General features: G+C 46.5%; 18 protein-coding genes. 3 read left to right on the forward strand and 15 right to left on the reverse strand.

Annotated elements, in window-relative coordinates:
• Positions 1 to 603, forward strand: a 603-nt coding sequence (locus B9J84_RS07955) for a hypothetical protein (RefSeq protein WP_143698843.1), incomplete at its 5' end; no start/stop codon positions are given.
• 55 nt (positions 604 to 658) lie between these two features.
• The gene (locus B9J84_RS07960; RefSeq protein WP_094123896.1) at positions 659 to 1,894 is read left to right on the forward strand and encodes a zinc-dependent metalloprotease family protein; all 1,236 of its coding nucleotides are present in this window, start codon (positions 659 to 661) and stop codon (positions 1,892 to 1,894) included.
• Between the two features lie 46 nt (positions 1,895 to 1,940).
• Here B9J84_RS07960 and B9J84_RS07965 read toward each other — a convergent pair whose 3' ends face one another.
• Genes B9J84_RS07965 through slyA form a run of 3 tightly spaced genes read right to left on the reverse strand, consistent with a single transcriptional unit; the run spans position 1,941 to position 4,532 of the window.
• Positions 1,941 to 2,975 carry a DUF2955 domain-containing protein gene (locus tag B9J84_RS07965; RefSeq protein WP_094123897.1) on the reverse strand — a complete coding sequence of 345 codons (1,035 nt, stop codon included), beginning with the start codon at positions 2,973 to 2,975 and terminating at the stop codon, positions 1,941 to 1,943.
• A gap of 12 nt (positions 2,976 to 2,987) precedes the next feature.
• The gene (locus tag B9J84_RS07970; RefSeq protein ID WP_094123898.1) at positions 2,988 to 4,043 is read right to left on the reverse strand and encodes an HlyD family secretion protein; all 1,056 of its coding nucleotides are present in this window, start codon (positions 4,041 to 4,043) and stop codon (positions 2,988 to 2,990) included.
• Positions 4,044 to 4,049: 6 nt separating this feature from the next.
• The gene (slyA, locus tag B9J84_RS07975; protein WP_019283056.1) at positions 4,050 to 4,532 is read right to left on the reverse strand and encodes a transcriptional regulator SlyA; all 483 of its coding nucleotides are present in this window, start codon (positions 4,530 to 4,532) and stop codon (positions 4,050 to 4,052) included.
• A gap of 113 nt (positions 4,533 to 4,645) precedes the next feature.
• Here slyA and B9J84_RS07980 point away from each other — a divergent pair, with 113 nt between their 5' ends.
• Positions 4,646 to 5,674: a VirK/YbjX family protein gene (locus tag B9J84_RS07980; protein WP_017046842.1), complete on the forward strand. Its 1,029-nt coding sequence runs from the start codon at positions 4,646 to 4,648 to the stop codon at positions 5,672 to 5,674.
• Between the two features lie 33 nt (positions 5,675 to 5,707).
• Here the strand turns inward: B9J84_RS07980 and B9J84_RS07985 are convergent, their stop codons facing one another.
• The 12 genes from B9J84_RS07985 to B9J84_RS08040 form a co-directional block, all read right to left on the reverse strand.
• Entirely contained in the window at positions 5,708 to 6,466 is a 759-nt protein-coding gene (locus B9J84_RS07985; protein WP_404206600.1) for an EAL domain-containing protein, read from the reverse strand.
• Positions 6,467 to 6,564: 98 nt separating this feature from the next.
• Positions 6,565 to 8,118 (reverse strand): cryptochrome/photolyase family protein, encoded by a 1,554-nt coding sequence (locus tag B9J84_RS07990; protein ID WP_094123900.1) that lies wholly within the window; start codon positions 8,116 to 8,118, stop codon positions 6,565 to 6,567.
• A gap of 154 nt (positions 8,119 to 8,272) precedes the next feature.
• Positions 8,273 to 8,647: a rhodanese-like domain-containing protein gene (locus B9J84_RS07995; RefSeq protein WP_017049317.1), complete on the reverse strand. Its 375-nt coding sequence runs from the start codon at positions 8,645 to 8,647 to the stop codon at positions 8,273 to 8,275.
• Positions 8,648 to 8,697: 50 nt separating this feature from the next.
• On the reverse strand, positions 8,698 to 9,795 hold the full coding sequence (locus B9J84_RS08000; RefSeq protein WP_094123901.1) for an ABC transporter permease: 1,098 nt from the start codon (positions 9,793 to 9,795) through the stop codon (positions 8,698 to 8,700).
• Positions 9,792 to 10,718: an ABC transporter ATP-binding protein gene (locus B9J84_RS08005; protein WP_017044975.1), complete on the reverse strand. Its 927-nt coding sequence runs from the start codon at positions 10,716 to 10,718 to the stop codon at positions 9,792 to 9,794. The genes B9J84_RS08000 and B9J84_RS08005 overlap by 4 nt, the downstream gene beginning before the upstream one ends.
• Positions 10,718 to 11,680: an HlyD family secretion protein gene (locus B9J84_RS08010; protein WP_094123902.1), complete on the reverse strand. Its 963-nt coding sequence runs from the start codon at positions 11,678 to 11,680 to the stop codon at positions 10,718 to 10,720. Before B9J84_RS08010 ends, B9J84_RS08005 begins: the two co-directional genes overlap by 1 nt.
• 91 nt (positions 11,681 to 11,771) lie before the next feature.
• The gene (locus B9J84_RS08015; protein WP_094123903.1) at positions 11,772 to 12,431 is read right to left on the reverse strand and encodes an HAD family phosphatase; all 660 of its coding nucleotides are present in this window, start codon (positions 12,429 to 12,431) and stop codon (positions 11,772 to 11,774) included.
• 4 nt (positions 12,432 to 12,435) lie between these two features.
• Entirely contained in the window at positions 12,436 to 13,485 is a 1,050-nt protein-coding gene (locus tag B9J84_RS08020; RefSeq protein WP_017046834.1) for an ABC transporter ATP-binding protein, read from the reverse strand.
• Complete coding sequence (locus B9J84_RS08025; RefSeq protein WP_010318639.1) at positions 13,482 to 14,285, reverse strand: ABC transporter permease; 804 nt, start codon at positions 14,283 to 14,285, stop codon at positions 13,482 to 13,484. The genes B9J84_RS08020 and B9J84_RS08025 overlap by 4 nt, the downstream gene beginning before the upstream one ends.
• On the reverse strand, positions 14,272 to 15,171 hold the full coding sequence (locus B9J84_RS08030; protein WP_026027756.1) for an ABC transporter permease subunit: 900 nt from the start codon (positions 15,169 to 15,171) through the stop codon (positions 14,272 to 14,274). Before B9J84_RS08030 ends, B9J84_RS08025 begins: the two co-directional genes overlap by 14 nt.
• On the reverse strand, positions 15,171 to 15,974 hold the full coding sequence (locus B9J84_RS08035) for an alkaline phosphatase family protein (RefSeq protein ID WP_010318641.1): 804 nt from the start codon (positions 15,972 to 15,974) through the stop codon (positions 15,171 to 15,173). The genes B9J84_RS08030 and B9J84_RS08035 overlap by 1 nt, the downstream gene beginning before the upstream one ends.
• Positions 15,975 to 15,983: 9 nt before the next feature.
• Complete coding sequence (locus tag B9J84_RS08040; protein ID WP_094123904.1) at positions 15,984 to 17,045, reverse strand: ABC transporter substrate-binding protein; 1,062 nt, start codon at positions 17,043 to 17,045, stop codon at positions 15,984 to 15,986.
• Positions 17,046 to 17,135 lie beyond the last annotated feature (90 nt).

The following is a 17,135-nucleotide window of genomic DNA, read 5'->3' on the forward strand; positions in this document are numbered from 1 at the left end:
AGCCATAGTTCATTAACATTAGTGCCTGCTCCAAAAGCACCGAATAATAACGAGGATACTGATTTTAAAGCCGCAACAGTTGCTGATGAGCGTCAGCTGATGAAGCCACCACGAGAAGATGCATCGAGCGCTGGAGATGCTGGTTCTGCTCTGAATTCAGAGCCTATCACTGAAGAGCGCATGCTTGCGGCACAAACCGTTGATGAAGTATGGCATGACATCAACCCAAGCCCAGCGTTGCAAGCCATTAGGCCAAAAAGTGATGCAGTGACGGAAATCAAAGCGATCGAAATCGAAAATATTGAACAATTCCGAGTTCTGGCAACGGGCGATGCTGTCACGGTCACTATGCCTGATAACCAGCCAGTCAATATCCAAGTCACTTCATCAGAAATTCAGAATGAAGGCGTCCGGACTTGGTCTGGGCAGTTTGAACTCGACGGGGAAGTTTACCCAGCCACATTCACTTTCGGCAAAACGGCAATACTTGGTTTTATTGGTCATCCCAGTGGTCAAGTGAAGCTTGAAGGCAACGGCAGTGAAGCATGGGTTTACCGAGTACCACCGAATCATGGCTATGACGAAACCTCGACCAGCCATTGATACCTCAAACGCACGGCTTTGTGTGTTAATAAAATAAATAATGTAGGAGTTTTCTATGAAAATAGCGTCATTGGCATTAGCCGTGGTGTTAGCAACGTATGCGTTACCGAGTAGTGCAACCACTGAAATTGATATTCTAGGTGTTTATACACCCGGCACGGCTGAGTGGTTTCAGCAAGATCACGTGGCTCAAATCCAGCACCGATTTAACGTGGGAAATGAAATTCTGCGTCAAAGTGGTCTGGACATCAAAGTCAACTTAATTGGCACGAAAGAAGTAAAATACGATACGCAAAGAGGGCTAAGAAAATCGCAAGGGCAGGCGCTTGATGCGATTACTCCCGGCAATAAACAAGATCCGGCGTTTGCCGATATTGAGCAATATCGTAAGCAGGTTGGCGCGGATATGGTGGCGCTGTTTCGTAATCTAGATATTAAAAATTCTCCTGATTATGAAGATAAAGGCAATGGTACTTACATGCTGAGCTGTGGTCTAGCATGGATAATCCCTGCCGCGTATTGGAACAATAGTGCGCGTTATGCGCAATCTAGAATGTACAGTCATAGCTATTTGAATGAGTGTGGCGATGATACGTTTATTCACGAATTAGGCCACAATTTGGGCTTGAACCATGCTCATGAACAGTACAATGGCGAACCCCATCTTTCAAATGGTACAGAGCAAGATGCGTATGGTTATGGGGTTCAAGGCCAATTTGCGACGACCATGGCCTATGGTTTCTTATTTGGTATTCATAGCCGTTCTTACACATTCTCTAACCCAAGCAAAGTGTGTAAAGGTCAAGCATGTGGTGTCACTGACTACGCGAACTCGGTGCGAGCGATTGGCCTGAGCGCGCCACACATTGCGGCGATTTATGCACGTCCAGATGGGAGTAATGACGGAGGAACGTCACCCACCGAACCGACTTCGCCCCAACAAGCCATCTATGATTTACAAGGGCCTTTTACCATTCCCGATCATGCACAAGGAGAGTTAGCACTTCCGATTAATGTGACTTATCAAGGAAATGCGGAAACGGCCACTATTCAACTTGATATTGAACACCCATTTGTGGGTGATGTTTCAGTCAAGTTGTATGCACCTGATGGTGGCTATTGGAACTTAAAATCGTATAACCAGTATGATCGCAACACGGCTTATCGTGTTCGCTTTACACTCAGCGGAATGCAACAAATGAACGTGCAAGGCCAGTGGCGTTTAGTCGTGGCGGATCACTATCAAGGTTTAACGGGTGTATTAAATTCGGCACGCTTATCCTTTGAATAAAGGTTTGCTGTGATGTTGACCCTGCACCTATGTGCAGGGTTTTTAATTACTGGCCAAATTGGGTGGCTTTGAATTGATTCAGCAATCGATGGATCACATAGGTTGTAAGTAATGTGGCGACAATAGCAAACAAAATACTGCCGACTCGGTACAGGGCACTGAAAATTAAATCATTGCCCGGCGTCAAATATTGACCAAACAAGATCCCCAAGGTAGTCAATGAGCCAAAGCCGACCCCTGAACCGCTGGATTCTTTTACATGCCAGTAGCTAAAGAGCATCGCACCTATCCACAGCAGCGGAATAACAAATAAAAGCTGACCTGACCAATCGTAGAGCAGCAGTTGGACCGCAATACCGAAAGTGACACCAAGCAGAGTACCCATCGCGCGTTTGCGTGCGTAGCCTAGCGCTCCGTTCCAATGCATCGGGAAAAGTAGCAACAAGGTTGTGGCTTGCGCGGACATTGAATCTTGCAGATCGAATATTTGAAACACAACGAAAGAGAGTGTGGCAATGGTTGCGCCCATGAGCGCTTCATGACGCATACGGTGTGACTCTTTGGCCACGCTTGCATGAGCGGGAGGTTGCCTTTTCTGTGCGTCGGGAATACAGAATGTCACCAGATAAGCGACCATTACCGAAAGCAAATTCGCGATAAAGTTGCTGGTAATCAGATCGTTAAGATCAGTTGTGGAGTAGCTTGCAAAGTGCAGCATGATGCTCAAGCTCAATACGCTGTTCGCTCCAAACAAGAATAAGCTGCCTTTCGACATACAAGCAAATTTGTAGAGAAACAGTACAAAAGCGATCATTGTCATCAAGGCTGGATGACCTCCAAATAGTCCCCCGAGAATGGCTACTTCTAAGCCACAAACGACGGCGGAAGCGAGCAGTTGCTTTGCGGCGTGCGCATTCATGACGGGTACCATGCCCAGTAACAGCATCGGTGTTACGGTAAAAAATACCCCGTAGTTCCAACCCAGTAGTTTACAAAAGGTAAAACCAAGCGTCGCACCTGTTGCAATTCTGACGCATTGGCGAAAATCATTTTCAGATAATGGATGATCCCAAAGTCGCATTTTTTACTCCGCTTAATAGATGTAGTGCAGAGTGCTTAGAAACTGAATTTGCATTTTTGCCAGCCAAGCAAACGGGCCACTTTCTGGTAGCAACTGTACCGTCGCACGAGCACCGGAAGGCAATGTTGACATCGTTTCATCGAGCGAAAGGTGCACACGCATGCGTTGTGCATCACGCACCCAGCGATTAGATTCTGTTGGAGTGGCTAAACGCCCATTCGCATCAAACTGACCAGTGCTTACCCCAGCATCAAGGCTACGAATACGCGCGGTAAAGACTTCGCCGGGTTTGCTGTCAAAAGCAACTAGGGCGCGGCTATTGTCTGGGAAATGGCGTAAGCTTTTTTCTCTAAAATCAGCAATCACGTCTACATCCGTCGCCACCAATGCAACTAACGGCATACCTGCTGCGGCGTAGGTGCCCGTTTCAAGCTGTAAGTTGGTAATGACACCATCTTGCTCTGCTAGCGTTTGTGTGTAGGCAAGGTTTAGCTTGGCTTGCGCCAATTGGTTCAAAGCGGCGCGAATGCTGACGTTACTCTCGTCACTATTACCTCGACTGACGTGCAATTCTTGCAAGTGAGCTTGCGCTGCAACCAAATTGGCTTTCGCGGCGGTAGCGCCACTTTGTGCATCGTCTTTAAGTTGCTGAGAAGTCCCATTGCGTGCAAACAGAGTGTTTAATCGGTTAGCTTCGCGCAACTTTTGATCGGCAATGATACGGCTTGCCGTGACATTAGCTTCTGCGGCTGCAATCGATGCATCCAATTGAGCATTACCTTGTACCGCACGTTCATAATTGAGTTGGGCCTGCTCTACCGCCAGTTGATAGGGTTGTGGGTCGATGGTGAAAAGTACTTCACCCTTGTGTACGATTTGATTATTAGTGACAAAAACATCACTGATTTGACCATTAACTCGGGGAGATATTTTGGTCACAGTCCGCGTTGCCATGGCTTGCGGTGTTAAAGGCATAGCCAAATCGGCCACCAAAAAATAGGCAAAGAGCGCCACAAAAGCGACGATGGAATATTTGATCCAAAGTGCAAATTTTTGATCAGGTGTCATAAGTAATTATTGTTCCTTTGAAGGTGTTGCTATCGGTTTGCTGAGCGTATCTAGAGCGTTGTGTGAGATTTGTTCGAGCGTAAGAGTCAGTTGGTGCAATTGTTGATCGTCAATATTACCCAGTAAGTTTTGGCGAACTTGCAAAATACGGGTTTCCATCTGCTTGATAAGAGCACGCCCGTTACTCGTCAAACTGACGATTCGAGCGCGCTTATCGTTGTGACAGCAGTGACGTTCGATCAGCGATTGTTCTTCGAGCTGCTTTAAAGTTCGCATTAAAGAAGCCAGTTCTATTTCTAACGCTTCGGCTAAGGTTTTTTGGCTGACGTTGTCACCGAGACGCTGTAATTTCCATAATGCGGTCCAACGAGGATGGGTAAGGCCCAAGGGTGAGAGTTCTCGGTCCGCCACCATTTTCCATAAGCGTGAGAGACGAGCAAACTGCTCAGCGAGTGATAATTCTTTCAGGGTGTGCGTGTTTTCAATCATAACGAGTCACATATTACTTAGCGTGCTAAGTAATATAATTTAGTTAGCGCGCTAAGTAAATAGCTAATGACGAAGGCTGACATTTTCATACAAACTCAGGACAGCACCCCTCAATGAAACACTGTACATTATTTTCAATGAGCGACTCCCCAATGTTTGAGGCTGTCCTAGCTGCTGAAATTCTGGTCCATACTATGATAATTGAAAATAAACTCGACTACCTGTTTAGCCTGTCTGAACTCTCCGAAACGATTTACCCCAATACCAAAGGCTGGTCTAAAATCAGGAAGAATATCCGTTTTTGTTTATGGGGCGTGACCAATGCCTATGCTCTAAAAAGTATGCTGAGGCTGTTTTCGTGCTCCGAGTTAGCGGAGGTATTAAAGCAATGCCCACAGTTTTTGGAAAAACCATTAAAACCTTATCTCTGCGTCAATTGGTCTGCCAAAGAGCGTACATGGCACATTAATCAACATTTTATCTACTTAGTTGAACAGTTTGGCTTTAATGCTGCGAAGTTTTTCTCAGAATCAGGCTTCTCTATTTTTGATTTTTACGACAAAAATGGGGCGAGTTATTCATTAAGCCTGTGCAGTGGAGAGATAAGAGAAGGCTCGTTGGGGCTGCAACTGACGGATGAAAAAGGGCAGAAAATTTACTCGATCAGTTTCAATGTTTCTGATCAAGGGCGCAGTATTTACATTGGTTCACTACAAGGTCCAAGCAGTGGTGTGACCGATCGTAATCAAATCATTAAAGATTTGACGCGCACGACTCACGGTTTAAGAACCAAAGCACTGATGGTTGAAATGATCATGACGCTAGCGCGTATTTTAGGGGTTGAGAATCTGTATGCGATTTCTAACCGCGGCCATATGTATCAAGCGTTGCGTTATATTGGCTCAAAGCGCAAATCAGTAAGCTTTGATTACGATGAACTGTGGACAGAGTACGAAGCAGAGAAAATGAGTAAATATTTGTACCGTTTGCCAACCACGCCAAACCGCAAAGGTGTTGAGACGCTAAATCGCAATAAACGCCGTCTATACACTAAACGTTATGAGTGGTTAGCCGAGGTGGAAACAGCCATGTCGGGCCGTATTGAACAGTTGAAACTTATGCCCAAGCATTTCGTGGTTTGATGGATCCACAAAATTAGAGGCTGATGTTATGGTTCAAAACGTCACTGTAGGCAACGCTTCAAACTCAGGTTTCGCAAAATAGTAGCCTTGCATGAGTTCAATGCCGAGTCGTTTTAGCCATAACATTTCTTGTTGAGTTTCAATACCTTCAGCGAGTGGACAAATCCCTAGCTCAATGAGCATTGCGACAGTATGACGGACGATTGCTTGCTTCGTGATGTCTTGATCGATATTACGTAGCAGTGACATATCTAATTTTACTATTTTAGTTTGGAAGTTAACCAATAGCCCAAGCCCGGCGTAGCCTGCACCGAAATCATCAATCGCGGTAGTAAATCCTAGGTTGGAGTAATAAGCGACGATCCGTTTTATGTGCGCTGTGTCTACGATTTTTTCCACCTCAGTAAATTCAAACATGATCCGTTCTGTCGGGAAACTGAACTGCTTTGCTGCCTCTAATGTGGTGCGGATACAGCGTTCTGGTTGGTAAACGGCATTAGGTAAAAAATTAATGCTCAAAATACCTGGCAGTTTTAGTTTAGCCGCGAGTTTAATCGCTTTGATTCGACAAAGTTGGTCAAAGCGGTATCGGTTGTCATCACTGACTTGTTCAATGATGGAGTAAGCCGATTCATTATTCAGACCTCGTACGAGTGCTTCGTAGCCAAAGATGGTGTTATCTGCAACGTTCACTATGGGTTGGAAAGCCATGGTGAAGTCAAAAGGCAAGTTTTGTTTTTCTGAGCATTGCTGGCAAATACGTTGGTCCATATGGACTTGCTGTTGTTGCATAATCACTCACTGATATTTAATCGAATAGCATGATTATAGTTACTTGCAGCGTGCTCACCAAATTGCATAAATAAAAACGTGACCAGTAAGCCGACGAGCTACAGCTCTTCAATATGGTGTAGATAGTATTGAGCTTGATCTAAGATTGCTTGTTGAGTGGCGTTTTCAGTGTTATCCCAATTTTTATAAATCATACCTATCCTTGGATTTTTGGCTAACCGTTCACGATGAGTGAGCATGAACTGCCAATATAAACTATTGAATGGACATGAATTTAGACCACTACGGCTCTTTACTTGGTAGTGACAATCTTTGCAGTAATCACTCATTTTATTGATGTAAGAGCCGCTTGCGGCATAAGGCTTGGTGGCAACAATTCCCCCATCAGCAAACAGAGCCATACCTCGGGTATTGGGCATTTCTACCCATTGCAATGCATCAATATAAATACCTAAGTACCAGTCATCCACCTCATCCGGCTCGCAACCTGATAGGAGTGCCAAATTACCCGTGATCATCAAACGTTGGATATGGTGTGCGTAGGAAAACTCCAATGATTGAGTTACGGCTTGTTTAACACAATGCATACGAGTATCCCCTGTCCAATAGTAGTGAGGAAGAGGTCGTTGAGCGTCAAGGGCGTTGTGCTTGGCGTATTGGGGCATGTTCGCCCAATAAATGCCTCGAATGTACTCACGCCAGCCCAAAATTTGCCTAATGAATCCTTCGATTTGTGCTAAATCCATCGTATTGTCATTCTCAAATCGCATGAGTGCACTTTGAATGACTTCTGCAGGCGATAGTAGTTTGCAGTTGAGTGCAAAAGAGAGCCGGCTATGGTAGAGGCTCCAACGATGTGGGCTTTTTGCCGTCATTGCATCTTGAAAGCGACCAAACAGCGGCAAGCCGTACTGACAAAAGTGGGCCAATAATGACAGTGCTTGTGAGCGGTTAATCGGCCATAACAATGAAGGAGTATACAGGCCGAAAACGTGAATATTATGATGCTGTAAACGGTTATAAATTGCACTGACATCGTTTTGAAAGCTAAGTGGTTTGGGTAGGTTTTCTATGTCTTGCACGCTGAGCTTATTGCGATTTTGGTGATCAAAATTCCAACGCCCACCCAAAGGCGTTTGATGATCATCTTGCAGAAGAATACCGAATCGCTTACGCATTTTGCGATAAAACGGCTCCATAATAGTGGTTTTGTCGGTGTTAAAATGCTGAGTGATCTCGTCAAAAGGCAATAAAAAGTGTTCAGTATCAAAACAAGTCACTTGTGTATGAGAGAGGTTTAGCTCCTGCAACTGTTGCCAAACTCGGTATTCATCAGGTCGCTGATAGTGAAAGTATTCTGCGTTGATCTGATGACACAGATCACTAATCAATGGTGGTAGCTGCAAATAATCGGCAGTTTCATCAAGGGTCAAGTAGAGAACCTGGTGTCCCTCACTTTGCAATAATTCGGCAAAAGCTTCCATCGCGGCAAAAAAGGCGCAGATTTTTTGAATGTGATGTTTTACATAGCCTGTTTCTTGTTTAAGTTCAGCTATCACGTACAGTACGGAATCATCCGTTTTGTTAAACCAAGAGTGCTTGATGTTGAGCTGATCGCCTAGGATCAAGCGTAAGGTTTTGTACGTTCGCATGCTGTATACCGTTGAGATTGGTTATCGAACATCTTCTACGTTCCAATCAAAAAATCGATCATTGTTGCCGAATAACAAGCGCTGTCTTTCTGTTGCGCTTTGAGAGCCAATTAAGAACAAACAGAGCGATAATGTGAATGTGAGTAGGCTAACATCAATTGAGCGGCTTTATTGCCGAAGGATGAATGATCATTTCCTCTAAACCGCCGCCGTTATGTACTTGAGTGAACCCTTGCTCGAGTAAATAGGCCATAGCTTGGCCCGATCGATTGCCGCTGCGGCAGTAAACCACAATCGGTTGTTGTTTATCGATGTGAGAAAAAGCACTGCTAACAGTATCAAGTGGGTAGTTTAATGCACCTTCAATATGGCCAGCTGCGAATTCTGCTGCGGTTCGAACATCGACTAAAAGCGCGCCATTTTCAATCCATTGCCATGCTATCGTTGAGCGCTCTGATGCCAATGCATCTGAGGTATTGGAGATCAGGCCTACACACAATAACGCTTTGGTCATCAGTGACTTTAACATGTTAGTTTCCTTCTTTTGGCTTAAAAATTAGCCTTCAAATGTGAATGGCGTTAATCAAGGGATTTTTTAAATCTCAAAGATGCGACGATAATCCCACCGACGGTAAAGCTCAACATCCATAGCGCATCTCGCCATAGATCCATGAGGTTAGCACCGCGCAACACAATCCCGCGGATCATGCGCATAAAGTGAGTCGCAGGCAACGCTTCAGAAATCCATTGCGCTGCTACTGGCATGCCTTCGTAGGGAAACATAAATCCAGAAAGTAAAATCGAAGGCAGTAAGATAAAAACAGTCATTTGCATGGCTTGCAGTTGAGTGGAAGCAATGGTTGAAATCACCAAACCTAAGGTCAAACTGGCGGCGATAAACAGCAAAGTACCGAAGAGAATTTGGCTGATTGCACCATTAATGGGCACGTCAAAAATAAAATGCCCTAAGCCCAAGATGATGAAGACCTGAATTAATCCGACAAAAATATAGGGCACAATTTTGGCGACCATAAGCTCAATAGAGTGAATTGGCGTTGTGATCAGCAGTTCTAAATTGCCGCGCTCTTTTTCTCGCACAATCGCGGCACTGGTGAAGAGGATCATCGTCATGGTTAAAATAACCCCCAGTAAACCGGGCACGATATTAACCGCAGAGCGGCGAGTGGGGTTATAAAACAGCGTGACTTCAAAGGTTTTGACGGTGGCTGGACGAATGTCAAAATCAAAATCGGTCAGCGGCATGGATTGCAGACCTAAAATGGAGGCACTGATCATCGTATCGGAGCCATCAACAATCCACTGGCCTAACACGCGGTTTTGCACCGCGCGCTGAGTGAGATCTTTTGGCAGGATCAGCGCTGCTCTCACGTTACCTTGTTCAATCGCATGTTCAGCTTGCTCTGCTGTGGCAAAAGTGTGTTTGACGCTCACAACCTGTGTGGCTTTGACTGACTCTACAATTAACCGTCCGAGGGTACTTTCACTTTGATCAACGATGGCGATCGGAATATTGCGTACGTCAGTATTGATGGCAAAGCCAAATAGCAACAGCTGGATCAGTGGGATCATCACTACCATGCCAAACGTAATTCTGTCTCGCGAGAGTTGGCGTATCTCTTTCACCATCACCGCTTTCATTCGAAACAGTGCTTTCATTGACGCCCCTTGCCAGTCACAGTGACAAAGACATCTTCCAAACTTGGGCGAGCTAGATTCATCTCAGCTTCAGCCAGTTCAGGGAAGGTTGTTTTTAGCCACGCGATAGGTTGTGTGACTTGTTGATGAATAAGGATCCGCAAGCGGATGCCAAGTTGTGCAGCAGAGCGAACCTCCGCCCGAGCCATGACTTTTTCTTTTAATTGGCGCAAATTATGGGCTCGGACTTCGACAATGTTGACGCCCATCGTGTTCATTAAGGTTTCTGGCTCACCATCTGCACGAATTAAACCCGATTCCATGATTGCTAAACGGTGGCAGCGTTCCGCTTCATCCATGTAGTGAGTGGTGATCAAAATGGTGGTGCCTTGGTCTGAAAGATCGAACAATTGTTCCCAAAATTCCCGTCTATTTTCAGGATCGACCGCCGACGTTGGTTCATCCAAAAACAGCAGTTCAGGTTTATGCATCGTGGCGGCTGCTAGTGACAAGCGCTGCTTTTGGCCGCCACTCATCCCACTTACGCGTTGTTTTCGGCGCTGATCAAGCCCATAAGTGCACAACTGTTCATTGAGCCGTTGTGCCAATGCTTTGCGCGGCATACCAAAAATTTGCCCAATAAATTGTAGGTTTTCCTCTACGGTCAAATCATCGTATAACGAAAATTTTTGCGTCATATAACCAATTTTTAGGCGCAATTGCTCGGATTGTTTTGGGATCGCTAACCCCAGCACATCAACACTGCCGGAGGTAGGGCTTAATAAACCCGTGAGCACGCGAATTGTGGTCGATTTGCCACAACCATTTGGGCCGAGAAAACCGTAAATGGTTCCTTTGGGGACACTCAGATTGATGCCTTCAATCGCAGTGAAATCCCCAAATTTTTTGACCACATTACGGGCGTGAATGGCGAGTTCAGTCACTATTTTTGCCTCGCTAAATCGACTTGCGCCGGAATGCCAGAAGGGAGCGATTGCGCGGATTCGGGCAGATCCACTTCGGCTAGATACATTAAGCGGGCGCGTTCATTTTCGGTCAGTGCGTAGTAAGGCGTGAAAGAGGGTTCCGTTGCCACCCAACGCACAGTGCCTTGCAGCGGCTCTTTTATACCGTCGATATGCACTGGAAACTGTGCGCCCGGCACGACCGCTAAACGATGTGGTGCGGGAACGTAGACGCGAGCATAAGGGATGCGGCTGGCTTGGATGATAGCGACAATGCCGTTGTTTGGGACGCGCTCACCCAAGTTGTATGGGAGATTATCCAAAATTCCATCGCGGGTTGCGACAATGGTTAACTCGTCGAGCTTTTGCTGTTGCAGTGAGACGTCGGCTTTGGCAGCGGTCAGCGCCGCTTGGGCTTGTTCGATATCTTCAGGGCGAGTACCAGCGGTTAGCTTAGCAAACTCTTCTTTTGCAGAATCGAGTTCGGCGCGAGCGGCGTCACGCGTGGCGGTGGCGCTGTCTTTTTCTGATTGGCTGAGGAGCTTTTTACCAACCAGTTCTTCCACACGTTTGAAGTTTTGCAACGCCTCTGTCAGTTTGGCTTGTGCGCGATTGACTTTGGCTTGTGCGGCCGCCATGTCTTCTTGGCGTTCACCATTACTCAGTTTGAGCAAATACGCTTGCGCTTTGGCCGCCTCTGCGAGTGCATGGGCCAGCACCGCCTGCTGATTTCTGGTATCCAGTCGAACCAATATTTCGCCAGCATGCACTGCGCTGCCTTCCGCGACAGGAAGCGCGCGAATGATCTCATTGGCGGTGGCGGAAAAAGTGATGCGGTCTCGCTCTAAAGTGCCCAATGCTTGCGCGCTATTTTCCGGCGAGCAAGCATTGAGAGTTGACAGTAAAAGAGAGATAAAGGCAATGCGATGTTTCATGCTCATGGCGAGAGGCTCGGTTAACTTATTGTCTTCATACTAGAAGTTTACCGCCAGCGCCTCAAGTTACATGATTCATCAAAAGTAGAGGATGTGATTAGCCCCACTTTAATATCGGCCATTGTTGGGGCTGAGCGTATTGGATGAGACGCGTGCATGGGTTGACCAAATAGGTGAAATCGGCGTGTAGACACAAAGGTAAATCATTGATCGAGTCAGTGAAAAAATGCACTTGACCCACGTATTGTGGGCGCTTAGCTAGCCATTCATTTAAGCGAGTGACTTTACCGTCTCGGTAGGTGGGTGTTCCCAAAATATGCGTGGTGTAATGGTTGTTCTCTATGACCATATCGATACCCATCGCCTCTGCAACGCCTATTTTACGAGCGACGGCTTTAACCAAAAAACTGACCGACGCCGAAATAATTAGTATTTGAATACGCTCGTCCGTTAACTGTTTAATGAGTGCTTTGGCTTGAGGAAATAGCCTAGGTACGATGCGTGTAGCGACACAATCGTCCGCTAAGCGCTGGACTTGCTCTGTGGTCAGGGTGAGCAAAGGTTGCATCGCAAAATCGAGGTAATCTTCCATGTCCATTTCACCGCTGGCATAGCGTGACATGATCAGCCTATCCTGCGCGACAAAATCAGGGTCGCTCGCTATGCCCTTATCGGCCAAATATTCGCTCCAAATCATTGCGCAGTCGCCGTCAATCAATGTGTCGTCCATATCAAAAACGTATAGAGGTGTCGGCATCTATTTAGGCTCTCACAGGTTGTATTTCGTTAAGGTTAAACAGTAATTCTAGCTGACTGCCAGTGGCAAATAATCGCTCTGAGGAACGATTGAGTAAATCGACCGTGAGCTCGCAGCCTCGCACATCCACATGGTAGCGAATGACATTACCCAGTAATTGGTGATGCTTGATGGTGCCATGTTGCGGCGCAGAAACATGGGCACCATAGCTCCGCCCAGCTTCCTTGACGTAGATGGATTCGGGGCGAATAGCCACTTTCCAAGCCGTGTCTATGTTAAACAACTGCTTGGCAGTGGCCGCCTCTACTAAATTGTAATGGCCCATAAAACCGGCCACAAACTCATTGGCTGGCTGAGTATAAATGCTTTCTGGGGAGCCTTGCTGAACGATTTCACCTTGGTGCATTAAAAAAATACGATCAGAGAGAATCATCGCCTCTTCTTGATCATGGGTTACAAATACGGTGGTGAGATTGAGCTCTTTTTGAATATCACGGATCTGCTGGCGTAAATGTTTGCGAATTTTGGCATCCAGTGCTGAAAGGGGTTCATCAAGTAGCAAAATACGCGGTTTGACCACTAAGGCGCGAGCTAAAGCGACGCGTTGGCGCTGTCCACCCGAGAGCTGGTTGGGATAGTGTTTTTCTTTCCCTATCAGCGAAACCAGTTCGACCACTTTTTGTACTTCGCGCGCGATGTAAGCTCTGTCTTGCCCTTGCATTTTGAGGCCAAAGGCGATGTTTTCAGCCACCGTCATATTCGGAAACAGAGCGTAGGATTGAAACACCATGCCAATGCCGCGTTGCTGTGGTGTTTGGTTAGTGATGTTTTCACCGTTGACCCAAATTTCGCCGTCATCGACGGGATTTAAGCCAGCCAAACTGCGTAATAGAGTCGATTTCCCGCAGCCGCTCGGACCAAGTAGCGTGACAAATTCCCCTTGCTCAATGGAAAATTCAATCCCTTCAAAAACGGTATTGTTGCCAAAGCGTTTGGTGAGGTTGGCGACGTGGACGTAATCAGAACGAGAAGTTGTGTGGGTCGTGGAATTCATTGAGTGGATCCTCGGCTAAAACGACTGGCGAGCCAAGTCAGTAAAAAGATAAATAGGAAGTAAGTCATCACTAACGCGGAGGTGAAGTGACCACTAGTCTGACGCATGTTGTAGAGATAAATCTGCAAGGTTTCATAGCGCGTGCCGACCAGAATGTTCGCAAATACAAACTCGCCAAGTAGAAAAGAGAAGGATAGAAACAGCGAAGCCATCAACCCTTTTCTAATGTTTGGCAGTACGATCAGTAAAAAAGCACGGCTGGTGCTTGCGCCGAGCAGGTGCGCGGCGTCCATGAGATCGTGCAGATGGATCGCCTCAAAACTGTTGGCAATTGCACGGTACATAAACGGCAGCGCAATGGTGAAATAAGTGCCAATCAAAATCCAAGGTGTACCCACAATTGGAAATTGGCTATCGGCGTACAGTTGCAGTAATCCAACTGAAGAGACCACAGGCGGTACCGCAAAAGGGATTAAAATCAGCAGGTTCATTACTTTATCGAGACGAGGGAAATAGTAAAACACCACGAAGATCGCCGGAATAATCAAAACCGCGCTGAGTGTCAGAGAAGCGATGCCAATCAGCAATGAGCGGCCAAATGCATCGAGAAAGCGAGGGTCGGTCAGCAGTTTGAGATACCAGTCAAAGGTGAAGCCATCGGGTAAAATCGTTGCGCCCCAGCGTGAAGAAAAGGAATAAACCAAGGTGGCCAAAATGGGCAGCAACATCACTCCCACGATGGAATAGACCACACTTTTATGAAAGGTGATTTTATCAAGGGTAGGATTAGCGTTTTGCATGGGTGTTCCTTGCGCTATAGCTTTTCGCAATTAGCCACTGATTGATCACAGTAATGAAGGCTAAAATTAGCATCAATACCACGGAAATGGCGGCGGCTAAATTGGGCTCTAAGAACAGATCTCCCGCCACTAAACTGGCAATGCGTACCGTAATGACGTTGTAGTTGCCGGATGTGAGTGCGTAGACGCTGGCATATGCGCCCATCGCATTGGCGATTAGGATAATCAAGGTGCCGAGTAGGGCTGGTGAAAGCACAGGCAAGGCGATTTTCTGCCAATATTGCCATCCATTGGCGCCCAGAGTAGACGCCGCCGCTTGCCAGTCATCACTGAGCGCATCAAATGCAGGATAGAGCAGCAGCACGCCAAGAGGGATCTGAAAGTAGATATACATCGCCAGCAGCCCCCATTTGCCATACAGGTTGAACTCTTCAATCAAACCGTATTGCTTTAGCAGCAAAGTCAGTGCGCCGTTGACCCCAAGAATAATAATGAAAGCGAATGCCAAAGGGACGCCCGCAAAATTACTGCTCATATTGGTAAAGGCGATCACACCATCGCGCAGCTTGCCATCGACTCGGCGTAAGGAGGCGACCAACATTGCCGCAATCGCAAGGCCCGCGACGCTGGACCATATGGCGAGCCACAAACTATTGCCCAGCCCTTGTAAAATAAAGGATGAGCTGAAGATTTCGCGATAATGGTCTAGTGACCATTGATCGTCAGAGATAAAGCTGTTGAACAAAACCCACAGCATGGGGGCGAGCTGAAATAAGTAGAAAAACAGCGCAAAAGGAGTAAGCCATAACGCAGGTTTGAGTTTGCGTGCCCAGTGCGTTGATTGGCTCAGCACGGCGCTAGGCTTGCTAATTACTTGGCTACTGATCATGCTAAGCACTCCGCAGAAAAGGGCTTATTGTGATCAAGATTAAGCAGTTGGCAGCATAGGCCGCAGAGCTCAGTTTGTTTGATCTCACAAGCTTGGTGCGAAAATTGATCGCCCAATACAAACAGCGGGACGTTGCGCTCTTCGGTTAATATTCCGCCGTGTGACTTGTCATTGTTCATGCCGTGATCGCTGGTCACCATCACTTGGTAGCCATCGTTTAGCCAGCTTTCTAAAAAGTGAGATAACAGCGCATCGGCCATGCGTGCACTATTACGATACTGTCCTGAATCAAGGCCAAACTTATGTCCAGCATCATCGATATTCATTGGATGGATCAGTAAAAAATCAGGCTGATGAGTACGACGTAAGTGTTCGGCGTCTAAAAACAGTGCTTCATCGGGATAGTGATCCCAGTGATAAAAACAGCCATGCTGAATATTGAGTGTTTTATCACAGGTAAAACGATCGCGCGTTGCATCAAAAGGCGCGCGGTTATAGAGCTCGCTGACCCAATGATACGCCGCTGCGGCTGTTGTCAGCCCTTGCTCTTTTGCCAAACTGAAGATGGATTGATGATGTGAAAGGCGCACAATGTGGTTATGAACAATGCCGCTTTCGACAGGCTTTACGCCAGTGAGTAGACATTCATACAAAGGACGCGATAACGAAGGCAATTCACATTGTAGGGAGTATAAGGTTGCTCTTTGCTGCTCAATTAAGCCGTTTAAGTAGCCCATGCAATCACGGGCTACGGAATAATTGAGTCCATCAAGAACAACAAGGATCACCTTATTGTTCATGGTTACCTCTTACTGCTGGTGGATAATGACATTTTCTTGCCATTGACGTGGCAATTGACGAGCTGATTTTTCCCAAGCATTAAAGTCGCTAATTGGGCTCACATTCTGGTATTGATCGTTAGCGATCAATTTGCTTTGTACCGCAGCAGGCAATGCAACGTTGCTGCGGATCGGGCGAGCATAGCCTTGTGCAAGGTTGATTTGGCCTTGATCGCTAAAGATGTATTCACGTGCTAGCTTGGCCGCATTTGGGTTTTTGGCGTATTTATTGATGATGGTGGTGTAGCCGGAAATCACAGAACCATCTTGCGGAATGTTAACGGTAAAGCGGTTTCGGTCAATTTGGTCACGGTAACTTAGGGCGTTGAAATCCCACAATACGGCCACTTCAACTTCACCTTTTTCGAGGTTAGCGATACTTGGGTCTGTAAATGATAAGCGCCCTTGCTTGGCGAGTTTGGCAAAAAATTCGATTGCTGGATCGAGGTTCTTTTCACTGCCACCATGAGCAAAAGCAGCGGCTAGTACGGCATTATTTGCTTGCGCGGCAACGCCTACATTACCAATACTGATTTTGTAATCGCCTTTGAGCAAATCGTTCCACGTTTTTGGCGCATTCTTGACTAGATTATTGTTCGAGATAAATGAAATGGTGCCCGTATAAGCCAGAGCCCAGTGGCCATCTTTATCTTTGGCCCAGTCAGGGATGTCATTCCAAGTGCTTGGTTTGTACGTTTGAGTTACGCCTTTTTTCACCGCCACGCGAGCAAATGCAAAACCAACATCACCGATATCGGCGGTCGCATTTTTCTTTTCGGCTTCAAACTTGGCAATTTCTTGCGCTGAGCTCATATCCGTATCTTGGTGTTGTAGGCCATAAATCTCACCTAAATCGCTCCACGTGTCTTGCCAGTTAGCCCAACTGCCGGGCATACCAATGCTGTACACTTGGCCTTCTTGTTTCGCTGCGTTGATCAAAGATTGTAAATCAGCCTCTTTAGCAAAAGCCGAAGTCGAAAGAGTCAGCGCAAGTGCTGTGGCAGTCGTTGCGCGGGTAAATAAGGTTTTCATTGTCGCTATCCTTCTGGACTAGGTCAGTAAGTTCGATTTTTATCCTAGGGAAGAACTGTGACGTTTTCGGTGTAGTTATTTGACATTTTT

This window comes from Vibrio sp. V03_P4A6T147 (genome assembly GCF_002241085.1).
Taxonomy (GTDB): Bacteria; Pseudomonadota; Gammaproteobacteria; order Enterobacterales; family Vibrionaceae; genus Vibrio; species Vibrio anguillarum.